22 protein-coding genes and 1 tRNA gene are annotated in these 23,915 nt (G+C 46.4%); 16 read left to right on the forward strand and 7 right to left on the reverse strand.

What is annotated here, in order from left to right; all coding sequences use genetic code 11:
* The first annotated feature begins 142 nt into the window (after positions 1-142).
* On the forward strand, positions 143-2,269 hold the full coding sequence (locus ACWNM1_RS19875; protein ID WP_449602339.1) for a putative bifunctional diguanylate cyclase/phosphodiesterase: 2,127 nt from the start codon (positions 143-145) through the stop codon (positions 2,267-2,269).
* 172 nt (positions 2,270-2,441) lie between these two features.
* Positions 2,442-2,515: transfer RNA gene (locus tag ACWNM1_RS19880), tRNA-Gly, on the forward strand.
* 140 nt (positions 2,516-2,655) lie between these two features.
* On the opposite strand, the gene ACWNM1_RS19885 is transcribed toward ACWNM1_RS19880, so the two are convergent.
* Positions 2,656-4,011 (reverse strand): dipeptidase, encoded by a 1,356-nt coding sequence (locus ACWNM1_RS19885; protein ID WP_339269469.1) that lies wholly within the window; start codon positions 4,009-4,011, stop codon positions 2,656-2,658.
* A gap of 304 nt (positions 4,012-4,315) precedes the next feature.
* Here ACWNM1_RS19885 and ACWNM1_RS19890 point away from each other — a divergent pair, with 304 nt between their 5' ends.
* The 4 genes from ACWNM1_RS19890 to ACWNM1_RS19905 all read left to right on the forward strand — a co-directional run bounded on the left by ACWNM1_RS19890 (position 4,316) and on the right by ACWNM1_RS19905 (position 6,677).
* Positions 4,316-4,705 carry a winged helix-turn-helix transcriptional regulator gene (locus ACWNM1_RS19890; protein WP_449602340.1) on the forward strand — a complete coding sequence of 130 codons (390 nt, stop codon included), beginning with the start codon at positions 4,316-4,318 and terminating at the stop codon, positions 4,703-4,705.
* A gap of 48 nt (positions 4,706-4,753) precedes the next feature.
* Positions 4,754-5,707 carry a TRM11 family SAM-dependent methyltransferase gene (locus ACWNM1_RS19895; RefSeq protein WP_449602341.1) on the forward strand — a complete coding sequence of 318 codons (954 nt, stop codon included), beginning with the start codon at positions 4,754-4,756 and terminating at the stop codon, positions 5,705-5,707.
* Between the two features lie 31 nt (positions 5,708-5,738).
* The gene (locus ACWNM1_RS19900; protein ID WP_449602342.1) at positions 5,739-6,356 is read left to right on the forward strand and encodes an NUDIX hydrolase; all 618 of its coding nucleotides are present in this window, start codon (positions 5,739-5,741) and stop codon (positions 6,354-6,356) included.
* 168 nt (positions 6,357-6,524) lie between these two features.
* Positions 6,525-6,677, forward strand: a complete 153-nt coding sequence (locus tag ACWNM1_RS19905) for a hypothetical protein (protein WP_156113065.1) — start codon at positions 6,525-6,527, stop codon at positions 6,675-6,677.
* Between the two features lie 101 nt (positions 6,678-6,778).
* Here the strand turns inward: ACWNM1_RS19905 and ACWNM1_RS19910 are convergent, their stop codons facing one another.
* From ACWNM1_RS19910 to ACWNM1_RS19920, 3 genes are all read right to left on the reverse strand, one after another.
* Positions 6,779-7,246 (reverse strand): ASCH domain-containing protein, encoded by a 468-nt coding sequence (locus tag ACWNM1_RS19910; protein ID WP_449602343.1) that lies wholly within the window; start codon positions 7,244-7,246, stop codon positions 6,779-6,781.
* Positions 7,247-7,272: 26 nt separating this feature from the next.
* The gene (locus tag ACWNM1_RS19915) at positions 7,273-9,243 is read right to left on the reverse strand and encodes an ABC-F family ATP-binding cassette domain-containing protein (protein WP_449602344.1); all 1,971 of its coding nucleotides are present in this window, start codon (positions 9,241-9,243) and stop codon (positions 7,273-7,275) included.
* Positions 9,244-9,364: 121 nt separating this feature from the next.
* The gene (locus ACWNM1_RS19920; RefSeq protein WP_449602345.1) at positions 9,365-9,532 is read right to left on the reverse strand and encodes a hypothetical protein; all 168 of its coding nucleotides are present in this window, start codon (positions 9,530-9,532) and stop codon (positions 9,365-9,367) included.
* Between the two features lie 180 nt (positions 9,533-9,712).
* Between ACWNM1_RS19920 and ACWNM1_RS19925 the strand changes: the two genes are divergently transcribed.
* Positions 9,713-10,090 (forward strand): PH domain-containing protein, encoded by a 378-nt coding sequence (locus ACWNM1_RS19925; protein ID WP_060625452.1) that lies wholly within the window; start codon positions 9,713-9,715, stop codon positions 10,088-10,090.
* A gap of 5 nt (positions 10,091-10,095) precedes the next feature.
* Here the strand turns inward: ACWNM1_RS19925 and ACWNM1_RS19930 are convergent, their stop codons facing one another.
* Both ACWNM1_RS19930 and ACWNM1_RS19935 read right to left on the reverse strand, forming a co-directional pair.
* Positions 10,096-10,635, reverse strand: coding sequence for a chromate transporter (locus tag ACWNM1_RS19930; protein WP_449602346.1), 540 nt, complete (start codon positions 10,633-10,635; stop codon positions 10,096-10,098).
* A complete protein-coding gene (locus ACWNM1_RS19935; protein ID WP_427469123.1) occupies positions 10,635-11,213 on the reverse strand; it encodes a chromate transporter in 579 nt (192 codons plus the stop codon). The genes ACWNM1_RS19930 and ACWNM1_RS19935 overlap by 1 nt, the downstream gene beginning before the upstream one ends.
* 206 nt (positions 11,214-11,419) lie before the next feature.
* Here ACWNM1_RS19935 and ggt point away from each other — a divergent pair, with 206 nt between their 5' ends.
* Together ggt and ACWNM1_RS19945 are read left to right on the forward strand one after the other, a co-directional pair.
* Entirely contained in the window at positions 11,420-12,997 is a 1,578-nt protein-coding gene (gene ggt / locus ACWNM1_RS19940; RefSeq protein WP_449602347.1) for a gamma-glutamyltransferase, read from the forward strand.
* Between the two features lie 142 nt (positions 12,998-13,139).
* Positions 13,140-14,414 carry an amidase family protein gene (locus tag ACWNM1_RS19945; RefSeq protein WP_449602348.1) on the forward strand — a complete coding sequence of 425 codons (1,275 nt, stop codon included), beginning with the start codon at positions 13,140-13,142 and terminating at the stop codon, positions 14,412-14,414.
* Between the two features lie 488 nt (positions 14,415-14,902).
* On the opposite strand, the gene ACWNM1_RS19950 is transcribed toward ACWNM1_RS19945, so the two are convergent.
* The gene (locus ACWNM1_RS19950; protein WP_449602349.1) at positions 14,903-15,286 is read right to left on the reverse strand and encodes a RidA family protein; all 384 of its coding nucleotides are present in this window, start codon (positions 15,284-15,286) and stop codon (positions 14,903-14,905) included.
* 239 nt (positions 15,287-15,525) lie between these two features.
* On the opposite strand from ACWNM1_RS19950, the gene ACWNM1_RS19955 reads away from it, so the two are divergent.
* The 7 genes from ACWNM1_RS19955 (at position 15,526) to ACWNM1_RS19985 (ending at position 23,894) form a co-directional block, all read left to right on the forward strand.
* On the forward strand, positions 15,526-17,100 hold the full coding sequence (locus tag ACWNM1_RS19955; protein WP_449602350.1) for a PucR family transcriptional regulator: 1,575 nt from the start codon (positions 15,526-15,528) through the stop codon (positions 17,098-17,100).
* Between the two features lie 38 nt (positions 17,101-17,138).
* Entirely contained in the window at positions 17,139-18,263 is a 1,125-nt protein-coding gene (locus ACWNM1_RS19960) for an XdhC family protein (RefSeq protein ID WP_449602351.1), read from the forward strand.
* Positions 18,205-18,777, forward strand: a complete 573-nt coding sequence (locus ACWNM1_RS19965) for an NTP transferase domain-containing protein (RefSeq protein WP_449602352.1) — start codon at positions 18,205-18,207, stop codon at positions 18,775-18,777. Before ACWNM1_RS19960 ends, ACWNM1_RS19965 begins: the two co-directional genes overlap by 59 nt.
* A 242-nt stretch (positions 18,778-19,019) precedes the next feature.
* Positions 19,020-20,180, forward strand: a complete 1,161-nt coding sequence (locus ACWNM1_RS19970) for a BMP family ABC transporter substrate-binding protein (protein WP_449602353.1) — start codon at positions 19,020-19,022, stop codon at positions 20,178-20,180.
* 109 nt (positions 20,181-20,289) lie between these two features.
* A complete protein-coding gene (locus tag ACWNM1_RS19975) occupies positions 20,290-21,822 on the forward strand; it encodes an ABC transporter ATP-binding protein (RefSeq protein ID WP_449602354.1) in 1,533 nt (510 codons plus the stop codon).
* Positions 21,819-22,961 carry an ABC transporter permease gene (locus tag ACWNM1_RS19980; protein ID WP_449602355.1) on the forward strand — a complete coding sequence of 381 codons (1,143 nt, stop codon included), beginning with the start codon at positions 21,819-21,821 and terminating at the stop codon, positions 22,959-22,961. Before ACWNM1_RS19975 ends, ACWNM1_RS19980 begins: the two co-directional genes overlap by 4 nt.
* Positions 22,962-22,964: 3 nt before the next feature.
* Complete coding sequence (locus ACWNM1_RS19985) at positions 22,965-23,894, forward strand: ABC transporter permease (protein WP_449602356.1); 930 nt, start codon at positions 22,965-22,967, stop codon at positions 23,892-23,894.
* Positions 23,895-23,915: the final 21 nt, after the last annotated feature.

A 23,915-nucleotide genomic window follows, 5' to 3' on the forward strand; every position in this document is an offset into this window, starting at 1 on the left:
AGATTTATGAATAATCGCCATAAAAATACGACCTCACAAAAGAAATGTAACTTTAAAGACCGATCTAGCCGATATTTATACATAGGACAAGACTATACATAGTTGCTTAATAATCGACATCATTTTCAGACGCGAGGGATCTATGAGACAAGAAGAGAAAAAGACAATTCAAGCGGCTATTGTAGGAGCCTTACTGTTCCTATTCATTCAAATTTTCCATACATCGTTAAACCGATTGGACAATTGGGATATTATTTCTGCACTCTATCTCATTGTCGGCTGTTGTACTGTTGCTTTTGGATTTGCGATATTTGCACAGGGCTGGTTGTTCTTCTCTAGCAGATTATCTAAAGGAAGATTATATGTCGCAGCTCTTTTTGGTGGAGTATGTATTATTGATTTCTTGCATACACTCGGCTTTGTAGCATTTCCATTGATTTCATCGTTTATAACCCCTGAGGAATCAAGGTGGCTGCTTACCTTTTCACGACTATCCAGCGGGCTAGGTATATTGTTTATTTTTAGTAGAGAAGACAAACCTGTGACCGTTACCGAAAAAAGAAATGTATTCAGAATCGCCTTCATGTTGATCGTGCTCTTCATCGCATTATTTGTATTTATCCACTCGGCAGTGCCTGAGTTATTTACTAAGCCTTGGATGAGTACACTTAAACAATTCGTTGATCTGGCAGTGCTTTTTGTTTATTTAGCAGGTGTTGCTGTCATCGTATTTCCTGGGAATAATGAAAAGTCAGCCTCGCTGCTTGTTATTATTCGGGCACTTATCTTTTTCTCGCTAGGCCAGGCTTTTTTTATGACTCCCATAAGTGGCGGAAATATTGATAATCTCTTTGGGATGTTATGTAGCGGAATTGCTTATTACCAGTTGCTTACCGGCGTGTATCGCCTGACAATTGAAGAGCCATTTTACGAGAAACAGTTGGCCGAAGAACGGATCAATTATTTGGCGTATCATGATGATTTAACAGGACTTCCTAATAGACGTCGGCTGACACAGCGTGTAGAAGAAATGATTGATGCTGGAGAGACGGACACAAATGATCAATTCTCAGCTTTGGCCATTATGAATATTAATCATTTTAAGAATATAAATGACTCTCTGGGTCATTATGCCGGAGACCTTTTATTGAAATTGGTGTCTGAGCGTCTCAGTAATGAGGCTAGATCCAGTGAAGAGCTGTATAGTATGGGAGCGGATGAGTTTGCTTTTCTAATGACAGAAAGAGCAAGTCTTGGAGAATGCTTGGCACGAGCTACAGAGTTGCTCAGATTATTTGAAGCCCCCGTTAACATAGAATCTGGCGAGTACCATATCTCACTCAGCTTGGGGATGAGTATTTATCCCGGTGACGGGGAAACTGCTGAACATCTCATTCAAAATGCGGATACTGCTGTTCATAATGCGAAGGAACAGGGCGTGGAGATTCGTCGTTATATCCCAGCCATGCAGATGAAGGCAAAGGAACGCCTGAAGCTGGAAAATGACCTTCGAAGAGCACTTGAGCGAAATGAGTTCTATCTCTTATATCAGCCAAAGGTGCAGCTGGAGACAGAAGAGATTGTAGGGATGGAAGCTTTATTACGCTGGAATCATCCTAAGCGTGGTATTGTCTCACCTAATGAGTTCATTCCATTAGCTGAGGATAGCGGGCTAATTGTTCCCATTGGGGAATGGGTACTGAAGACGGCGTGCCTGCAAAATAAACAGTGGCAGCTAGCAGGCTACCAGCCGATATGCGTCTCTATCAACTTATCTATGCGTCAATTCCTTCAGCCGAACCTGGCTGGTAAAATTCATACCATTCTGACCGATATTGGTTTGGATCCATGTTATGTTGATCTTGAAATTACAGAGAGTATGACCTTGGATAAAGAAACGGCTTTTGATCAGCTGAAGCGCTTGAAAGAACTAGGTGTGTTCATTAGCATCGATGATTTTGGTACAGGTTATAGCTCATTGCACTATTTGAAGAATATGCCGATCGACAGGCTAAAGATTGACAGATCGTTTGTCTCCGAGGTTATGGAGGATAGTAATAATGCGGCAATAGTCTCCACTATTACTTCTATGGCGCATCATTTGAAGCTTAAGGTTACCGCAGAAGGGGTGGAGAACAAGGAGCAGCTACAGTTTTTGCGTGAGCAGCATTGCCATGAAGCTCAAGGGTTCTTGTTCAGTAAACCTATTCAAGCAACTGAATTTGAGACCTCATTTTTGAAAAAGGCTCCTCTCGGCGCTTCCTTGTAAAGTATAAGAAAGTATAAGAAAGTATAAGTTTCACACCGTACTCTATTTCTTATATTTCGCATAAACGCCTTCGGCGTCCTTATAAGAACGCCGAAGGCGTTTATGCTTGAATAAAAAATGTTGATTTTTATTTATGGGGGTGATACAATATCTCTTGTACTCACTTTCTAATGCGGGTGTAGTTCAATGGTAGAACTTCAGCCTTCCAAGCTGATAGCGTGGGTTCGATTCCCATCACCCGCTCCATAATTTAAACTTCCAAATCCTTGCGATGCAAGGATTTTTTATGTTTTGATTGATGGTTTGGTTATGAACTATTCTTAGATATCAAAAAGCCAGGCTCCTCAATGAAGAGGAGTCTGGCTTTGTTATACTACCTGTTTCTCTTAAACAGTCTTCAAGAACTCAACAATGGTGAGCAGTCCCTTATCAAAGTTCTCAAGGTTGAAATGCTCATCCGGTGCATGCAGGTTCTCATCATCTAGGCCAAAGCCCATCAGGACCACTGGTGCTTCAAGTACACGGGAGAAGCTTTCCATGATCGGAATGGAGCCACCGTCTTTGGTGAAGAGGGCACGGGTTCCGTATACTTTGCCGTAAGCGTCTGCTGCAGTTTGCAGAATAGGGTTCGATGGATCAATGTTAAAGGCACGTGCCTTCTCCATTTGCGTCACATGGACTTTTGCTCCGGTTTGAATATTAGCCTTCAGATGCGCTTCAACAGCATCAAGAACATGCTGTGGATCCTGATCGCCAACGAGACGGCAAGTAATCTTGGCATGTGCTTCTTTTGGAATAACGGTCTTGCTTCCTTCGCCTTGGAAGCCGCCATAGACACCGTTAAGCTCAAGGGTAGGTCGAGCACCAATACGTTCTACAAAGGAATAGCCTTCTTCGCCATATAACGCATCGAGTCCAAGTCCTTCACGGATTTTATCTTCATTCACGCCTTGCTTCACGAATTCCTCACGAAGCATTGGAGAAAGCTCAGGTACACCATCATAGAAGCCTTCCACTGAAACACGGCCTTTGTCGTCATGAAGGGAGCTGAGCAGGGACACAAGAGCGTGCAGTGCATTCGGAACGCCACCACCGTAAGAACCGGAGTGCAGGTCTGTAAGAGCTGTAGTTACGCTCACTTCGAGTGATCCTAGGCCACGTAGCCCAGTGCAAATTGCAGGGCGACCACGTTCCAGCAGGGAAGTATCGGAGACTAGCACCGCATCCGCAGCCAGCTTCTCTTTGTTAGCTTCCAGGAATGGAGGGAGATTTGCGCTGCCGATTTCTTCTTCACCTTCGATGCAGAGCTTGATGTTAACAGGAAGAGTACCTTCTTGTTTCAGGATTGCTTCAATCGCTTTGAGGTGAATGAATACTTGTCCTTTGTCATCCGTTGCTCCGCGTGCATACAGCTTGCCGTCACGGATTTCTGGTTCAAACGGAGGTGTAGTCCACAGGTTTAGCGGATCTACTGGCTGCACATCGTAGTGGCCGTATACAAGAATGGTTGGCTTACCCGGAGCATGAAGATAGTCAGCATATATGACGGGATGTCCCGCTGTCGGATGAAGTTCAATGTTCTCAAGTCCGGCCTTCTTTAGTGTGTCTGTCAGCCAATGGGCTGCAGCTAGTACATCGTCCTTATGCTCAGACAAGGCAGAAATACTTGGAATCTTGAGCCATTGTTTTAGTTCTTCGAGATGTTCATCCCGGTGCGTTGAAAAATACGTTTCGTATGACATAGTGAGTATGTACCTCCTTAAGTTTTGCTGCGCAAAACCGGCTTCGTAAGCGCCTGGGCATGAGCTTCATCGCCATGCGTGACCGTCTTGTTTAGCATTCTATAGGAATCATTATACTGGAGAACTCACTATGGATCAAAAGCGATTAGAAAGACGTCTTATCTGATCCTCGTGACCGGAGCTTTTTTCGTAATTAATAGTTCCTTTCCGGTTGTTGATTACTAACAGTAACCATGATAAGCTGATTAAGTTTAAGGGACAAGAAGGCACTATTACATGCTTAAGTTACATGGAGGTAACCACTTTGGAACATTCAATGGACGAACCCATTCGGCTAATGCCGACGCAAGAGGATTGCTCCATCACCCGCCAGATTCTCGACAGGGTTGGGGACAAATGGAGTGTGCTCATCATTGTTAATTTGGGTGCAGAAGCACTGCGGTTTAAAGAACTGCAGCGGCGTTCTGGTGGTATATCACAACGGATGCTGACCCAAACCCTGCGTCATTTAGAACGAGATGGTATAGTTTGGCGTAAAGTTACGCCTACGGTACCTTTGACTGTTGAATATGGTCTGACAAGTTTAGGAGAGTCCTTGCTGGATCCTTTAACTTCCCTAGTGGAATGGGTTAATAGAAACAACGCTGAAATCTCCAAAGCGCGTATAGGGTATGATCGTCAGCACGAAATGTAGGAGTAGCAAGCTAGGTGTACAATTTACTGGGATAGAGGATGGATTATTTTGCAAAAGAAAAGTGAAAAAAACACATTTTTATATACATACACCTGTTCAGAGGACGAGTTATCGCTATGTCAGATGGAGCTTCGTTGTCTTTTTGGAGAGGAAGTACCTTCTTCAATCTTTAAGAGTGAGGTAGAGGTGGATGTCAGCCGCAGTCCCTTCATTAAAGAACGAATTGATGTTATGTACGAGGGAGACAGCTTGCCTGAGATTTATGATCAAACGGAGCAGGTGGAGCTTGGCGGTAAGACATTTAAGGTTATTTTTGTGAAGACCAATGATCTGTCCCCTGCGGACAAGATAGAATATGATGAGCGCAGAGTGATCGAGCGGGAAATTGGGCTGCGGATTGAAGGGGAAGCTGATGTAAACCACCCTCAGTTGGTATACGGTATTGTTACGCTGGGCGGTCGCTGGTACTTTGGATCTTATCATAAGAACAAGGCCACCTGGTTCCGTCAAATGAAAAAGCCGCGTAGCTACTCTATCGCACTTAGTACACGTGTAGCCCGTGCTGCGGTCAATATAGCCGTTCCGAATCCGGAAGGTATACGAGCTATCGATCCTTGCTGCGGCATCGGAACAGTAATGGTAGAAGCTCTATCGATGGGAATCAATATGGTTGGACGTGACATTAACCCACAGATCGCGATCGGTGCCAGAACGAATATTGCTCATTTTGGATTCACAAGTGAGGTAACGCTTGGGGATATTGCTGACATCACAGAACATTACGACGTAGCTATTGTAGATATGCCTTATAATCTATATTCTAGTATTACACCTGAAGAACAGTTTGCGATTCTAGTGAATGCGCGCCGGATTGCAGATCGGGTAGTTATCGTTGCGATTGAACCCATGGATGAGATGATCAATGAAGCTGGATTTATGATTATAGACCGCTGTGAAGCTAAAAAAGGTTTGTTCTCCCGTCATTTAATGCTTTGCCAGTAATCCGAATCAAGTTATTTAAAGGGGTGCAGCAATGGAGCAGAAATGGTTAACCTGGGCTAAAGAAATACAGGCCATCGCACAGACTGGACTAACTTACGCTAAAGATGTCTATGATATAGAACGGTATCAAGCTTTGCGGGAGCTAAGTGTAGATATCCTCGCTAATTATACGTTCGAAAGCAAGGAGAGAATAAGACTCTCCTTTGCTAGTGAGGGTGGCTATTCTACGCCGAAGGTGGATATCCGTGGTGTTGTTTTTCAGGATGACAGAATCCTGCTTGTCCGCGAGAAATTAGATGGAAAGTGGGCGCTTCCCGGGGGCTGGGGAGACATCGGTCTGTCACCTAGTGAAGTCGTTGTTAAGGAAATTGGGGAAGAATCAGGATTTGAGACAGAAGCAATTCGCTTGCTGGCTGTTTTAGATAAGAAGTTTCATAACCATCCTCCGGAGCCGTATCACGTGTATAAGTTTTTTATTTTGTGCAGAATTGTAGGCGGCGAGGCGCTGCAAGGGGTGGAGACGAGTGAAGTATCCTTTTTTGCTGAAGATGAACTGCCTGAGCTCTCATTAGAGAGGAATACAATTGAACAGATTGGAACGATGTTTGAATATTTACGAAATCCAGAAAAAGTAGTAATATTGGACTAAGAATTTGCATATTATGTATGACTTCCGTAAAGTGATGTTTTTAATGATGTAAATGATGGGTAATAACTATTATGTAAGCACTTACAATGTTGGCATTCTAAGCTTTTAGGTCGAGCGGTCTACATTTTTTCCTCTACTGTGACGATAAGAATTTTAGGAGGGGATCGCATGGAACAAGAAGAGTTGAGCATTCCATTGAAACAGGAAAATGTGGTGCGTCCTGCAGAGGGCAATATTGCCACTGGGCTGGTTTGGGGTATCTTAATCAGCATTCCGTTATGGATCTCTGTGATTGGCTGGATTCTGGGGTTTTGGCGCTGAGCCGTATTTTAATAATTATCTAACTCTATTAGTTGTATAGTATACATCAAAGGCGGTCTCTTCGTAACTGAAGAGGCCGCCTTTTTAGTTTCCTGAGTTTCTCAAGATTTCGAATAAACCAGTCTAAAGTTCTCGCAAACCACCTTCATCTTTGGATCAAAAGGCTTCTTCAAGAACGCTAAGGATTCTCTGCTGAAGAACTTCTCATGCTCAAGGCGCCACGACTCTAGCGTTCTGTCATCCTCGCCTTCGCTATAGGCAAAGTCAGCGCCTACCTCATCAAAAGGTGTAATTTGCACATCTGTCGTAACGATCACTGCTTGCGGATTACCACGGCCGTCCAGCAGGATACTATGTTGGCCAATTTCTGGTAAGGTCTCGTCACAGACTGCATAAATTTCATAGTTCGAAGCGGTTCCTGTCTTAATCCTACGGATCACCAGATCTAGCAGTTCATCGGCCATTTGCGGACTGTCGCCAAAGGCCCAAGCCTCGTAGTTATCCGCTGCCTGTGGATGAAGCTGGGTGTATTCTTCCCAAAAAAGCTTAATTTTCGATTCATTGCTCATATCCGTATCTCCTCATTTGATAATCGTTAGTGTCCCGCAGTTTCCATCCAGCCCGCATAGAGCTCATCTAGTTGCTCTTGCACTGCATCGCGTTCTTTCTGTAGCTCGGCGAGCTCTGCCGCATTGCTACTGATCAGTGGATCTAGCATTTTGGCATCGATTTCCCCAAGCTGATCCTCAACTTCGGCAATAGCCTTTTCCCAATCAAAGTGGATACTCTTCTTGCGGGAACTGGACGAGTTAGCCGTGGTGACATTAACATTCACGGAACGGTTAGATTGAGGCTTACCGGAGCGTGCAGTGGTTCCATCTGAAGAGAAAGGTTTAGGCTGATCAGGAAAAGAGACTGGTGCTGCTAACGCCTGTTCAGCTTGCTTCTCCTTGTAATACTCATAGTTGCCGTTGAAAACTCCAAATCGTCCACTTTCAATGGACCAGAGCTTATGGAACAGACGATTAATGAAATAGCGGTCATGTGAAACGGCTAGCACTGTACCTGGGAATTCCTCTAACGCTTCCTCTAGCGCTTCCCGGGAGTCAATATCTAGATGGTTCGTTGGTTCATCCAGAATTAACAGGTTTGGTTTACGATGCATTAACACAGCGAAACGCAGGCGGGTCCATTCCCCTCCGGATAGATTCGTGATGTCTTTGAAAACATCGGCACCATAGAATAGGAAACGTGCGAGCTGCCCGCGCGCTTCACCTTCTTCTAGTCCAGCCTCTTCACGGAAGTAGCGGAGTACGGATTGTTTGTTATTGTCAGGGACAGCCTCTTGCGCGAGATAGCCGAGGGCAGTTCTTGAACCAAGTGTGCAGCTTCCGGTGTCTGGCGTCTCCTGACCTAATATAATTCTTAAAAGCGTACTTTTCCCTGCCCCGTTACCACCGATAAGTGCCGTAGTCTCTCCGTAGCGCAGAACTTCGTTTGCGTTTGTAAACAGGCTTCGCTCTCCATATGCCTTACCGATATCCTCTAGTATGACGACTTGATTCCCGGAGCGATCATTTTGCTGTAGCTGCAAATCCATCGATTTGCGCTCTAGAATAGGACGTTTAACCTTTACCATACGATCCAGTGCTTTTTGCATGGAAGCTGCTCGCCGGTAAAAGGCAGGGTTTGGGGGAGTTCCCCGATTCCCAAATTCGATGAGGCGTTTGATGCTCTCCTGCATTTGCTTTATTTTTTTTTGTTGTTCTTGATAATCAGCAAATTGTTGAAGTAGACGTGTTTCCTTCTCTATTTGATAGCCGCTGTAGTTGGTATGGAAGGTAAAAGCCTCGCCATCCTCAATCTCGATCACTTTCTTGACTACAGCATCGAGGAAGTAACGATCATGGGAAATGGCTAGCACTGTACCGTCATAGCTCTGTAAGTACTGCTCTAACCACTCAATGGCGTTCATGTCCAGATGATTGGTTGGCTCATCGAGTAGAAGTACATCAGGTCTACGCAGCAGCAGTTCTGCGAGTCCGACTTTAGTTTTCTCGCCGCCAGAAAGAGAGGAGAAGAGTCGGTTATATTGCCCAGTTCCGATTCCTAGACCAATGGCAACTCGTTGAATGGTGGATTCAATTTCGTAGCCTCCTGCGGTCTCAAATTTATCCTGAAGGCTACCATATTCTTTCAGCAGTCGATTCCATATCGTTTCATCCGTTTCGGTATTGAAGGTGGACATTTCAAGCTCCAGCTCTCGTAGGCGTTGTTGCCATTGCAAAGGTTCAGCAAAGCTACGTTGTAGAACTTCATATACGGTTTCTTTTTCGTTAACCTCTTGAATTTGAGCCAGCATTCCTACTACACTACCTTTGCGAATTGAGATTTGCCCTTGATCGGGGCGCTCTTCGCCATTCAGTAAGTGGAAAAGCGTAGTTTTACCGCAGCCATTGCGGCCGATTAGACCGATTTTTTCTCCTTGGCGGATATCGAAGGTGATGCTATTTAGTACGAGCTGTGCACCGTGGTATTTTTGAACATTTTGGCATTGAATAATCATATATATTCTCCTTTAAGAATGCCCTTTGCACCGCCAGAACCCTAAATCGAAACTGGAATTCTGTAAAAAACCATAAAAAAAGACCGTAGGGAAATTTCCCCACGGCCTTATCATTCTCCGGTTAACTGATCCGTCCGGGTGATGGCAGGAAAGGCATTTCACAATTGTGTAGTGCTATTAAATTCATGGAAATGGACAGACTTCTCCCGTTATCGCCATTTACATGAGCAATGCCAGCTATCGCTTTAGGTAGCCGACTCATAACACTGTTGGTCCAATTGTGATCCATTCCTTCCACACCCCTTTCTTAACAAATTTAATGACAGTGTAAACAATAATCGGAAATTTAGCAAGTAAAAAGATGTCAGAGCGAAGTTTTACACTGCATAGAATATGAAATGTGGAATAATATGGTTCTATATGGGAGGAGACAAGTCACTAAAAATAACAGAGGAAAAGGGGAAGTTATATGGCACTTTTTGACGGATTGATGGGTAATGCATCACAAGTAAATCTAGCGGAGGTACAACGGGAATATGCACAAATCCTTGCCCCTCAAGAGAAAATTGAACGAGCCTACAAGCTGATTAGAGATATGTTTATTTTTACAGACAAACGACTGATTCTAGTGGATAAACAGGGACTGACGGGGAAAAAGACGGACTATCATTCCATCCCATACAAAAGCATCTCGCATTATTCCGTGGAGACGGCAGGGCACTTTGATCTGGATGCGGAGTTATGTATCTATATTTCCAGTAGCACTGTGCCACTCAAGAAGACCTTTAATAAATCCGTGAATATTTATGAGGTACAGGCGGTATTGTCACAATATATTTTAAAATAGATTAGTTAGACCGTGTAGCGGAGTACCAGACCACCATAGGCAAAAGCGGCTAAGATGACAAAGGCAGGATGCAGCTTAAGCCGCTTGATGGCCCAGAATGCGATTGTGGCAATGAACAGTGTTTGCCAGATTCCGATAGAGTTCGTGGGACCTTTGACCATTGTCCAAGTGAGCGCAGCCATCATAACTGCAATAACCGGTTGAACAAGCAATGTCATCCCTTTCACTACGGGGGATTGCTTGTATTTTTGCATGACCTCTAATAGGATAATAAGCGCTACTGCGGAGGGCAAGACGGTTGATAACAAAGCTACGATGAGTCCTAACCAGCCGTAGACATCATAGCCGACGTAAGCTGCGATTTTGGTAGCAATCGGGCCAGGCAGTGCATTGCCAAGTGCAAGCATGTTAGAGAATTGTTCATCGGTCAGCCAGCCGTAATGGGGAACGATTTCTTGATACATCAATGGAATAGAGGAAGGACCACCGCCGTATCCAAGCAAATTCGCCATGAAAAATCCGTATATGAGCTCTAACCAGTCCATCAATTTGATCCTCCTTGTTGTTGCTTCGCGATGATCCGGTAATGAACGGCTCCGTAACCTAGAAAAAGTACGATTACGAGAGCTGGATGTATGTGAATTATTTGTAGCAGAAGTAAGGCGAGAAGGATGAAGACAGCGCTGAGATATTTTCCTAGCCCTTTATAAGCTTTTTGCGCAAACTCATATGCCATTATTCCTAACATGACAGCAATGACAGGAGATACCCCCGCGATCATTCCAGCTACTACTTTTGAGCTACTTAAATAATTTACAGCCGATAACAGTATGATCATGGCCAGGCAGCTAGGTAAAATATGTGCCAAAACTGACAGTATCGCCCCCCTAACTCCTCGAAGTTTATATCCAAGATAAGCAGCCATTTTAGTAGCAATAGGTCCCGGTAGCGCGTTGGCAATCGCCAATGTCTCCCCGAATTCATCGTCGCTCAGCCAAGTATAGCGAGTTACCGCATCATGCCGGATTAATGGAATCACGGAAGGCCCTCCGCCATAGCCGACAATCCCAGTTCTGAACATGGCGATAGCTAATTGTACATAATCTTTATGGATGGATATCACGTGAGACCTCCCTTTGTGTTTAGAGCCCATTCTATACAATTCATATGTGTGAAGCTACGAGGCTGAATAGAAATTAGCTAATCTTTGTGCATGAATCACAAAAAGAGGATGGTTATTTTGAGGTTTAGCATAACCGATTGACAAGGGATTTTTATGTAATGTTAAATGACACTAATTAAGTGAGAAGTTAATAGGGAGTGGGGAACATGGCGGAGAAACCTGTAATAGGCACAAAAACAATGGTCGTCAGCCCTCATTATTTAGCTTCGGCTGCGGGTGCGCGCATTTTGGGAAAAGGGGGGAATGCCTTTGATGCGGCGGTGGCGGTTAGTGCGACGCTCGCTGTAGTTTACCCGCATATGACGGGGCTTGGTGGGGATTCGTTCTGGTTGACCTATAGCGCAGAAGAGGCGCGTGTCCGGGCGTATAACGGAAGTGGACGGTCGGGTTACGGAGTTCGCAGAAGTTGTTATGCCGGAGAGGGAGCTATTCCGAGGCGGGGGATCCGCAGTGCCATCACCGTGCCGGGGATGGTGGATAGCTGGGACGCCATGCTCAGTAAGTATGGCCGCTTAACGCTGGCAGAGGTGCTGGAGCCAGCCATCGGCTATGCTCAGAGTGGGTTTCCGCTGTCGCCGGACCAGCGGAATAATACGCTGTTTGCTGGAGCAGCGTTGTCGGCGGAGGCGTCCGCGATTTATATGCCGGGTGGAGTGGCTGTGTCTGCTGGATCGAGATTTCAGCAGACACAACTGGCGACAACCCTGAGGACGTTGACTGCGGGTGGACGGGACGCTTTTTATAAGGGGAAGATTGCTGGAGATATTTGTGATTATATGCTGGCAACTGGGGGCTATCTCACACGGGATGATTTCGCGGATCATCATGGGAATTGGGTCGAGCCGATTCATGCGGAATATCATGGGCATAAGGTGTATCAAGTGCCGCCAAACTCTCAAGGGTTTACGGGACTGATGAGTCTTAATATATTGGAGCATTTTAATTTTGGAGAAATCGAGCATGGCTCTTATGAATATTACCACCTGCTTGTTGAAGCGCTGAAGCTGAGTTTTCGTGATCGGGATAGAGTGCTTACAGATCCGGATTTTAGTGCTATTCCTTTGGTGCAGTTGCTGGATAAGAACTATGCAGGGCAACTAGCCTCTACGATCTCGATGCAAAAAGCGGCACAGCTGACAAGTCAGCCTATTGGTAGTGATACTGCATATGCTGCGGTGGTGGATGAGGAGGGAAATGCGGTTTCCTTTATTCAGAGCCTGTATTTTGAGTTTGGCTCAGGTGTGGTTGCTGGGAATACAGGAATTCTGCTTCAGAATCGGGGTTCGTTTTTCTCGCTTGATCCGAGCCATATCAATACGCTTGAACCGCATAAGCGCAGCTTCCACACACTGATGCCAGCCATGGCCTGCCGCGAGGGCAAACCTGCGATTCTATATGGTACGCAAGGTGGTGAAGGTCAGCCGCAGACTCAAACGTTGCTACTTACTAGGATGCTGCATTATGGGATGAATCCGCAAACGGCTGTAAGTGAACCGCGTTTTGTATGGGGGAGAACGTGGGGGGAACCTACGCAGGAGCTGAAGGTAGAGGGACGGGTAGCGGATGAGGTGCTGGCAGATCTGGCGGGAGCCGGTCATATTGTACGGAAAGTGGAAGCATATGACGGGAGCGTGGGTCATGCTCACGCGATATCCATAGATGACAATGGATATCGTAGTGGGGGGACAGACCCGCGCTGCGATGGCGCGGCGATAGGTTGGTAGGGTGAGATGCTCCTATTATTTTGTAAAAATAGTGTCATGGGAGAATCTAGTGTAGTGCTACGAAAAGAACTCAGGGGAATGATTAAGAGGATAGACTGGTTGATTAAGATCTTAGAATGAACGGTGAGGTGAGGATGGAGCTATGGTTCTGGATAATCGGTATGGCGCGTTCATAGATTCTGAGCTAACAGTCGGACGTTTAGGGAATGGGATATTGGACGGAATGGCCTTTGCTGTAAAAGATGTGTATGCGATAGCAGGGCACAACTCTTCTGCAGGTAATCCAGATTGGCTGCGGAGCCACGATCCCTCTACAGAACATGCGGCAGTAGTGCGCCAGCTGCTCCAATCGGGAGCGACGCTTCGAGGAGCGACTCATACGGATGAGCTGATGTACAGTCTGGGTGGTGAGAACCATCATTATGGAACGCCCATAAATCCCCGTGCCGCAGGTTGTATCCCGGGTGGTTCTTCTAGTGGGTCGGCAGTAGCGGTAGCTTCAGGTAGTGTTGATTTTGCGCTCGGAACAGATACAGGTGGTTCTATTCGAGTCCCTTCCGCCTATTGCGGGGTATATGGCTTTCGACCGACGCATGGTGCTGTGAATATGGAAGGTGTGATCCCGTTATCACCGCAATTTGATACAGTAGGCTGGATGGCTGATCGTATGGATGTGCTCCAGAAGGTTGGGGAGGTTTTACTTGGAATTGGGCGCATGGATGAAAAAGTAACGATGAGTATTGAAGGAAATTTAAAATTGAATATAGAGAACGATGGGAGAAAAAATGAAGAGGATGAATTGGAGAATAAAATACAAAAGAAAATGGGGACTTTATTTGTCGCTACGGACTGTTGGAATTTGGTCGATCCAAAGGATGGGAGTGTTCTAGCAAATGGATTGAACCGCTTGCGGACTGGTGCTTATCATTACTTTGAAACTGAAATTGCTCCAGAAGGATTGAAGGTCTGGATGGATGTTTTTCGAGAGTTACAGGGTAGTGAAATCTGGACAACCCATTGCGCCTGGATTGAGAAGGTAGAACCATTCTTTGGGCCAGATATTGCAGCACGGTTCTCTTGGGCTGCTAACTTAACTGGCAAGGACCACAGTATCGCTCTGAATAAACGAACGGAGATTTCTACTCAATTGCGCCAGCTGCTGGGGGAAGATAATTGTCTTGTGATTCCGACAGTACCTGGTCCTGCTCCACTGCGTGGAGGAGGTTTGCGTCAATTGGAGGAGAACCGTAGTGGGGCGATGATGTTGAGCTGTATAGCTGGATTGGCAGGCCTACCTCAAGTAACATTACCTATGCTCTCTACAAATGGACTGCCGCTGGGATTGTCGGTTATCGCCGGACATGGTCAGGATCTTCAGTTACTCTCTTGGGTGAAGGAGGTTTGGCGGCGGTCTTGAGATGACGGGACTTGATGGGTTTTGAGATGATAGGTGAAATTGGTTTTGAAAAAAATGATCTCAATGTGATGAAGCAGGTTCAATAATGGTGTGTTAGAGTAAAAGATAAATTCAGCGCTCAAAAGTTGACTTAAGACCAGTATTTCAGTAAACACCTTCATGCGAAGAAGAAGAGCGGTATAAATCCTGTAGAATGCGCGAAATTAGCTCATATAGCTGAAAATAACGGTATAAATCCCGTAGAATGTGCGAAATTGGCTCATATTGCAGGGAAGAAGGGTATAAATACACTAGAATCCTGTAATTCCTGTCATATAGCCGAAAAGAGGGGGATAAATCCCCCAGAATCCAAGAATTCTGGCGATATTACCGGAAGAAGGGGTATAAATACCCCACACCATAAAGGTCAGCCGCGACACGCTCGCGTTTCATCTGAACACGCAAACAAAGCACCTTCCGTGAAGAAGGTGCCATGCCACGTCCGAGCTCTATTCTACGATTGCTTCGACTTCTATTTCTACTAACAATAGTGGATCAATAAGCGCTTTTACCTCTACCATGGTTGCTACAGGCTGAATATCTTTGAAAAATTCGCCGTGTGCTTTGCCAACTTCTTCCCAGCGTGAGATGTCTGTCACGAACATTCTTGTTCTAATTACATGCGACAAATCAGCATCTAGCTGGTTTAGCGCTTTTTCGATGGTATGTAGAATGAATTTCGTCTGCGCGTATGGATCTCCTACACCGACTACTTCCCCGTCTTGCATGGCTGTTGTTCCTGCGACTTCGATACGATTGCCGATTCGGATGGCGCGAGAATATCCAACCATCGACTCCCAGGGTGAACCCGTAAACACTTGCTTTTTACTCAAAAGATCCCCTCCAAATCCATCCTAATATTGTCCGATCTAATTATACTACTCACACAAGTGATGTGAACTAAAGATTAATGATTCATCAGTTATGTTCATTTAATGTTATATTAACTAACGTAATAACCATTAATTTTTAATTTAACTCTATCCAAGGAGGTTCATTTTAATTATAATGTTACATAAAATAACATTATAAATTAGAAATGATTCAATTGATCCTAAAAAGGAGGGGTGGCATGCATCTTACGGTTGAAGAAGCGTTGTCCATTTATCCTTTGTCCGAGGCGAAGCTTATCGCTGGGTCTAAAGGGAAACATCGAATTGTGAAGTCAATTAATGTGATGGATGCCCCTGATATTTCGGATTGGATCAAAGAAGGCGAGATGCTGCTAACGACAGCCTATTTGATAAAGGACAATATGGAGGAAGCCTCTGCCTTGCTACAGACTTTGAATCGCCGGGGATCTTCAGCCTTGGGCATTAAGCTGGGTCGGTTTTGGGATGAAGTACCAGAGCAACTGGTCGCAGAAGCGGAGAGCCTTAACTTCCCCTTAATCCAGTTGCCGTTCCAGTTCACTTTTTCGGATCAGATGAATGGCCTGTTTCGCGCCGAGCTTAGCCGGAGCACTCATGTTTTGCAGAGCATAATGGAGAAGCAGAAAAAGCTGATGCAATTTGCCCTGCGATCTGTTCGTAGCCGTCCACTGTTTGACTCGGTGTCTGAAGTGATTGGCCATTCATTTGTGGTGGTTAGCGCACGCGGGGATGTAATCTATAACAATTCTGAATACCAGACCTCACAGTTGCTGGAGGGGTGGCCATGGCAGAAACGGAATCAGCGCTTTCGTGTGGGAGATCATGTGGGCTACCGTACACCACTTTTGCAAGGAGAGAAGTGCTCCGGATATCTATTGTTTTGTGCCATCGACCCTTTATTGCTCCCAATGGAAGAAAGCTTGTTCGTTCAGGGAGCTGAACTTATTTCATATCATATTCATTCAGGTTACGAAGATTATTTTGAACAGGCAGAACACAGGGAGTTTAGCGGATTGCTGAGACGTTGTTTAAATGGTAACTTATCTTACGCCGATTTAGCACAGGCTACGCTCGAATTGGAAATTGAACTGCTTCAGTCGCCATTTCAACTAGTATTAACTGATATTGTTGCGACTGTTGAAGAACGCCAAAGTGAGCTGCTTAGATTAAAAGAAGAATACACTGAACACCCCGTACTGCGGGAATTAAAGGCCATTCATGTGATTGTAGACCAAGGATTATTGTCCATCTATCCGGCAGCTCTTCGGAGTCCTGAGCAATTTCGGGATGTAATCCAGGCTTGTTTTGACAACCTTAAGTTTGACAAGGGGTATTATCCACGAGCTGCAATAAGTAGTTGTAAATTGAAGCCAGATGGGCTGAAGGAGGCTTTTGCGGAGGTGAAGGAATGTATGGGGATGCTTCAGTTTGAGGGGGTGCATGGGAATGTTGTGCATTATCGGCAGCTTGAGCTTTCCTTGCTTCTTGGGCAAATCCCGACAGAGGTCATGGAGAAATATTGCAACGGTACGCTTAGAGGACTGCTTAGCCGTGAGCCGGAGTATGTGCGAGAAATGCTGCGGACGCTGGAGGTTTATCTAGAGAACGATGGGCATGTCAATGAGACAGCCAAAAAGTTGTTTATTCATCGAAACACGGCTACCTACCGGATCGAGAAGCTTAGTGAGCTCTTGGATGTCGATTTTAAAAAAATAAATGATCTAATGAGGCTGAAGTTAGTGTTCATGTTTCGGAGAATGCTTGGGCGGGACTAAGGTCTGGGTTGAAATGCAAACACGGAGGAGGGAGCCTCGTGAATACACATGAGATCGCAATGCATATTCAAACCCATCAGGCGCCTGCGGTGCTGGCAACACTGATTGAGGTAGAGGGACACTCGTATCGTAAACCCGGGGCAGTGATGCTGTTTTTTGAAGGGGGCACGATTGGGAGTCTGAGTCCAGGTTGTCTGGAGAGCGATCTGGAGCTACGTACCTCTGAGATCTGGGAACGAGGGCTGCCCGAAATTGTGGAATACAACATGCTGTCTCCGGATGATCTGTCCTGGGGTGAGGTTGTCGGCTGTGGAGGCAAAATCAAAGTAGTGCTTGAACCCGTGCAGGGTCAGCTCTACAAGCTTTTAGTGCAGGCGAGTGACAGATTGGCTAGGGGAGAGGAGCTAATTCTGTTCCGCGAAGCAGTGGAGAACGGTTTTGCCTATAAGCTGGAGCTGGATCCAGACATTGTACTGCCGCAGAGCAAGAAACATCCGAAATTATCCCACTCGGCAAAAGAAAACCTAGCGGCAGGTCGCTTTATGGCCGCTTCAGCTGAATTGACAGCATTTCATACATGCTTTGTGCCTAAACCGCGGCTTGTGATTTTTGGCGGGGGACGTGATATGGTTCCGATTGCGGAACTTGCTGACAGAGTTGGCTTTCGGGTTGCGGTTGCGGATTGGCGTGAAGGGAGTCTGCAAAATGAGTTCTCTCGCGCGGAACGAATCATTTGTTCTCCTACGGAGGTTGTTCAACGCTTGGGCGTAGCTCAGCGAGATTATGTATTGATTTGCAGTCATCAACTTGGGCGAGATAGACAGTTCCTGGAGAGTGTGATTCCGCTTGCTCCTCTATATATAGGGATTATTGGTTCGAAGGCGCGGATATCTCTTTTACTGGAAGGGCTTGAGGCTCCTGCATCTTTGCATGCACCTGTAGGGTTGCCGATTGGAGGAGAAGGTCCGGAGGAGATAGCGGTCAGTATTATAGCGGAAATTATTCAAATTAGAAGGGTAGGCTCACGAGAGCTGCCCGAAGGAGTGGATAGTATTGAAGGTAGCAGGAATATATTTGGCAGCGGGGCAGAGCAGGCGGATGGGCGTGTCCAAGGTTTCACTGAAATTGTCGCAGGAGGTCTCCCTAGGGAGCGTCGCGCTTAGTGAATTGGATCGTTGCAATCTAGAACCGCTAATCGTGGTAGTGCGTGCGGATGACAACTTGGAATGGCTGCCACCCGCGATTGAACCGCAAGGATCCAGACGTACCGAAACTTGCTTAACCGCACATCTAGGATTGTCTTTTTCACTGCGCTGCGGCCTTAATGCGGTATTACCTTTACAGCCCGATGCAGTAGTTGTGGCGCTTGCGGATCAGCCATTTATTACTACAGCATTAGTTAACCGTCTAATACAAACGTTTGAACAATCTCCGGAGATGGACTATGTCGCTAGCGTCAGCAATGGGTCGGCCATGCCCCCGGCTTTGTTCTCGAAGACATTGTTTCCAGCACTACAGGGATTAGATGGAGATCGAGGAGCGGCGGGGATATTGCGTTCACCTGATTATAAGGGGATTGTTCTGGAATCTGAGTTTGCCCATTATTTCATGGACGCAGATACAAAAGAGGATTTTGGTGAGATTCAGGAGCAATGGATTCTGAGAAATGGAAAGTGAAGTAAAGAATAGTCTGGAAAGTGATCTGAAACAGTGTTCCTTTTTCACTTCTTGTCATATAATATGACACGAATCTTACCATTGGAAAACCAATTAGTGCATTACACACAAAAAAAGTTCTGATTCTTATATTCATATACAAACGTATGTTATATAAATTTACGCCAAGGCCACCTCTAAGTATAGTAGAAGTACATTAATGGTTGCAGCCATAATGAGAGATGATTTGGAGGAGGAGAATTATGAAAAAAAGGGGTCAGTTCATAACATCTTGTCTTGCATTAATGCTTCTAATGACGGTGGCTTTGGTGGGGTGTGGCAGCAATAATAATACTTCTACAAATGCAACTGAGGCAACAGCGACAACTACAGCGGCAACAGAAGTAACTGCAACTACAGAACCGGCTGCAAAGAAACCGACGGTTGCTTTTGTTTATATCGGACCTCCAGGGGATGGCGGCTACACGTACCAACATGATCAAGGACGGCTGTATATGGAGAAGGAGCTTGGGATTAAAGCTGACTTTGTAGAAAATGTCCCTGAAAGTGCTGACGCCGAACGAATCATCACAGAGCTTGCGCAATCACATGACATCGTGTTTACAACGAGCTTCGGATATATGGATTTTACATTAAATGTAGCGGGCAAATTCCCCAACGTGAAGTTCCTGCATGCTTCGGGTTACAAAACCGCAGAGAACATGGGAACCTACTTCGGGAAGAACTATCAGGCCAGCTATCTGAGCGGCATAGCGGCAGGAAAAATGACCAAAAACAATCTGCTGGGTTATGTGGGCGCTTTTCCGATCAGCGAAGTGATCTATAATTTGAATGCTTTTACCCTTGGGGCACAAAGTGTCAATCCTGATGTAAAGGTGAATGTGGTATGGACGAATACATGGTATGACCCGACGACTGAACGTCAAGCGGCAATCAGCTTGCTGGATAAGGGCGCAGATGTGCTTTTGGCCTATCAGGATTCACCTGCAACACTGCAGGCTGCTGCTGAACGAGGGGCTTTTGCCGGGGGAAATGACTCGGATATGAGCAAATACGCACCGGACAATTATTTAACAAATCCGGTGTGGAATTGGGGTCCGTATTACGTAAAGGCTGTGCAGGCAGTGATGGATGGAACCTGGAAGAGCGAGCAATATTCCGGTGATATGGCTGACGGTATGGTGGAGCTGGCTCCTTTCGGGAATAAGATCCCAGATGATGTGAAAAAGCTTGTCGAAGACGCCAAAGCCAAAATTATCAGTGGTGAGCTTGAGGTTTTCACAGGTCCGATCTCAGATAATCAAGGGAATGTGAAGGTTCAGGAGGGTCAGAAGCTGACCTTGGAGGAAGTGCTGGGCATGAACTGGCTCGTAAAAGGTGTGGAAGGAACTATCCCGCAATAATGTTTAAAAATGCTGAATAAAATGTGCACAATCTATGGGTGGGGCGGGTTCCGTTAAGCGGAAACTTCCCCACCCGTACTACAACTTGAAGGAAGGAGGGGTTCAGGCCATGCGGGGAACTTCAGTTGAAATGCGGGGGATTGTGAAAAAATTCGGCTCGGTAACCGCCAGTGATCAAGTCGACTTTTCGGCAAATGCGGGTGAGATTCATGCGTTGCTTGGGGAGAATGGGGCCGGGAAGAGCACGGTGATGAGCATGCTGTCAGGGGTGTACAGAGCAGATGAAGGAGAAATCTTCATTCATGGGAAAGGTGCTCAGATCCGTTCTCCTAAAGATGCTGCGCAGCTGGGTGTAGGTATGGTTTTTCAGAACTTTAGATTGGTGCAAAGCCTCACAGCAGCAGAAAATATCGTGCTTGGCGAAAAGTCGTCTTTCTGGCGCGGCCGTAAGTGGATGAAGAACAAACACAAGGAGATCAAGGCATTAGCGGAACGGTTTGGACTGAATTTCCCGGTGGATCGCCCGATCTGGCAGTTGTCCGTGGGTGAACAGCAGCGTGTTGAAATCGTTAAGACGCTGTATCGCGGGGCTGACATTATTATATTGGATGAACCAACCTCTGTATTGACCCCTGGAGAGGTGGAACAGCTATTTGAAACGCTGCGGGTCATGAAGCAAGCAGGAAAGACGGTCATTATGACTACTCATAAAATGAAAGAGGTTATGGCGTCCTCCGATCGGATTTCCGTCATGTGCAAAGGGAAAATGATCGCCACGCTGACCACGGCAGATACAGATGAACTGGAGCTGGCTCGTCTGATGGTGGGCAAGGAAGTAACCATCACCCGTCAAGAACGGGAAGCCACTGAAGGGGATTCTTTATTAGAAGTGAAAGATGTGGACGTATATGCCGATCACGGGCGAAAAGCACTGGATCACTTCTCTCTGAACGTATGTAAAGGGGAGATTGTAGGCGTAGCTGGGGTAGCTGGCAATGGGCAAAAGGAACTGGCTGAAGTGTTAACAGGTCTTAGAGGCTGGAAAAGTGGTGAAATCACGTTTGATGGACAGACGGTGAAATCGGCTTCGGTTAGAGGGGCAATTGATTCAGGAATCTCCCACGTGCCGGAGAACCGGATGAAGAGCGGTTTAGCTGGGCGCCTCGGATCGGTGGATAATCTTTTGTTTAAGTCTTACCGCTCAGAGGAGCACTCCAAATTTGGTTTCTTGAAGTCCGGGAAGAACCGTTTGTGGTCACAGGAGCTGGTTCAGCGCTTTAACGTCAAAACACCTGAGCTGGAGACGCCAGTACAACAGTTGTCAGGTGGTAATCAGCAGAAGCTGCTCTTTGCACGTGAAATCAGTCATCGGCCGAAGCTGATGGTCGCCGTTCATCCGACACAAGGGCTGGATGTAGGTGCCACGGCTGGTGTCCACGACCTTCTTATGGAGCTGCGTGGTTCAGGTAGTGGCGTGTTATTAATTTCGGAGGATTTAGATGAATTGCTTCAGTTATCCGACCGGATTCTAGTGATCTATAACGGCTCAATTATTGGTGAGAGTACACATGAGGAAGCGAATCGAGAGAGCATCGGACTACTAATGGCTGGTATTCATAATAGAGAGGAGAGCGCCGTATGAGCCTGGAGAATGGAAGAAATACCGCAGCAGCTGTACTGGAACCCCTCCCCTCCCACTCCGGAAAACGATTCTCTCTACGTTTCGAATACGATGCCAGCCGCATCCGTTCTCCTTGGTGGACACCTATTGTATCTATAATTTTAGCGCTTTTGTTGTGTGCCCTATTTATTGCGGCGAATGGCATGAATCCGGTGCTGGTCTATGAAAAAATGTTCCGTGGCGCATTTGGCACTGCGTATGGGCTCACGGAAACGATGGTTAAAGCGATCCCGCTACTCCTATGTGGGCTTGGGATTGCTGTGGCTTACCGCATTTCGGTATGGAATATTGGAGCAGAAGGCCAGTTAACCGTTGGGGCTATGGCGGCCACAGCGGTCACGATTTATTTTCCTGACTTACCTACATTCTGGTCCCTGAGCTTAATGCTGCTGTTCGGGATTGCCGCGGGTGCGTTTTGGGGACTGCTGACAGCTATTCCGCGGACGCATTTTGGAGTGAATGAGCTAATCACTTCATTAATGCTGAATTATGTTGCCCTATTGGCGCTCGATTACGTGGTATTCGGACCTTGGAAAGATCCTAAAGGATTTAATTTCCCGGGATCACCTATGTTCACTGCAGCTCAGTCGCTGCCTGTTCTCGGAGGTACAAGACTTCATATCGGATTGTTATTTGGACTTATCGCCGTTGTGATTTATTACTTAATGATTCGTTTTACCAAGTGGGGTTACGAGCTCCGGCTGATTGGGGCCAATCCTGTTGCAGCCAGATACGCGGGGATTCCTATCAAGCGCCATATTATTATCGTCATGCTGATCAGTGGGGGGCTCGCCGGGATCGCTGGCATGGCGGAGGTCTCCGGTGTTACTCACAAGCTGATGCAGGGCATTTCACCGGGTTATGGATACACCGCCATTATTGTGGCTTGGCTGGCCAAATTGAATCCACTCGGTCTAATCGTTTCTTCTATTCTATTCGGTGGCTTAATTGTTGGCGGATATAGTGTTCAAACCATCGGGCTGCCCTCATCAATATCAGAAATGCTGCAAGGCTCCATCCTGTTTTTCTTAATTGCTGGTGATATGATCTATCGTTTCCGTATTCGCCGTAGCCGGGTTCAGCTGAAAGGGGGGAAATAGGCAATGGATTTTACAACACAGCTACTTATTGCCGCTATTTCCGCAGGGACCCCGCTGCTGCTGGCTACGCTGGGAGGCATTCTAAATGAACGAGCCGGCATTATACAGCTTGGGGCTGAAGGTCTGATGCTGATGGGAGCAGTCACCACTTGTATCGTGTATATTCGCTCCGGAAACCTGTTGCTGGCTCTGCTGGCTACCGTAGCTGTAACGGCTGTGCTTGGATTGCTGCATTCTTTTCTCTGTGTGACCTTGCGGGCAAATCAAACGATGTCCGGTCTTGCGATGACCCTGTTCGGCAGTGGGTTGAGCGCTTATCTTGGTAAACCGATCAGCGGCATTCCTTTGCCAGGAACATCTCCTAAGCTGCATCTGGCTTGGCTGGAAAATGTACCGTTCATCGGAAAAATATTCGGCAACATGGATTACCTAACCTGGTTCAGCCTACTGCTAGTGCTTGTTTTGCATCTACTAATTCACCGCACTTCATGGGGCCTGCATTTGCGGGCAGTCGGAGACAGTCCGGCTACCGCAGATGTGATGGGGATCCGTGTACAGCTTATCCGCTACAGTTATGTGATCACCGGTGCTGCTCTCATCGGCCTGGCCGGAGCGGATATGGTATTGGCCTACGCGCCAACCTGGAATGAAGGGCTGACAGCCGGTCGAGGCTGGATTGCGGTAGGGCTAGTGATTTTTGCCAGATGGAATCCGCTGCGCGCCTTGTTCTGCGCTTACTTTTTTGGGGCATTGGATTCACTTGGCTTCCGTATTCAATTGCTGGGGAGTGCGGTTCCGCCCTATTTTCTCAAAATGATTCCGTACCTTGTGACCATTCTGGTCCTGATGTACCTGGGGTACCGCAATCGCAACAAACCATCTGGCACACCGGAGGCGCTCGGAGTTCCTTATATTCGGGAACAAAGGTTTTAAGGCAGGTTATACGAGAAGGGA

It is taken from the genome of Paenibacillus sp. Marseille-Q9583 (assembly GCF_976954365.1).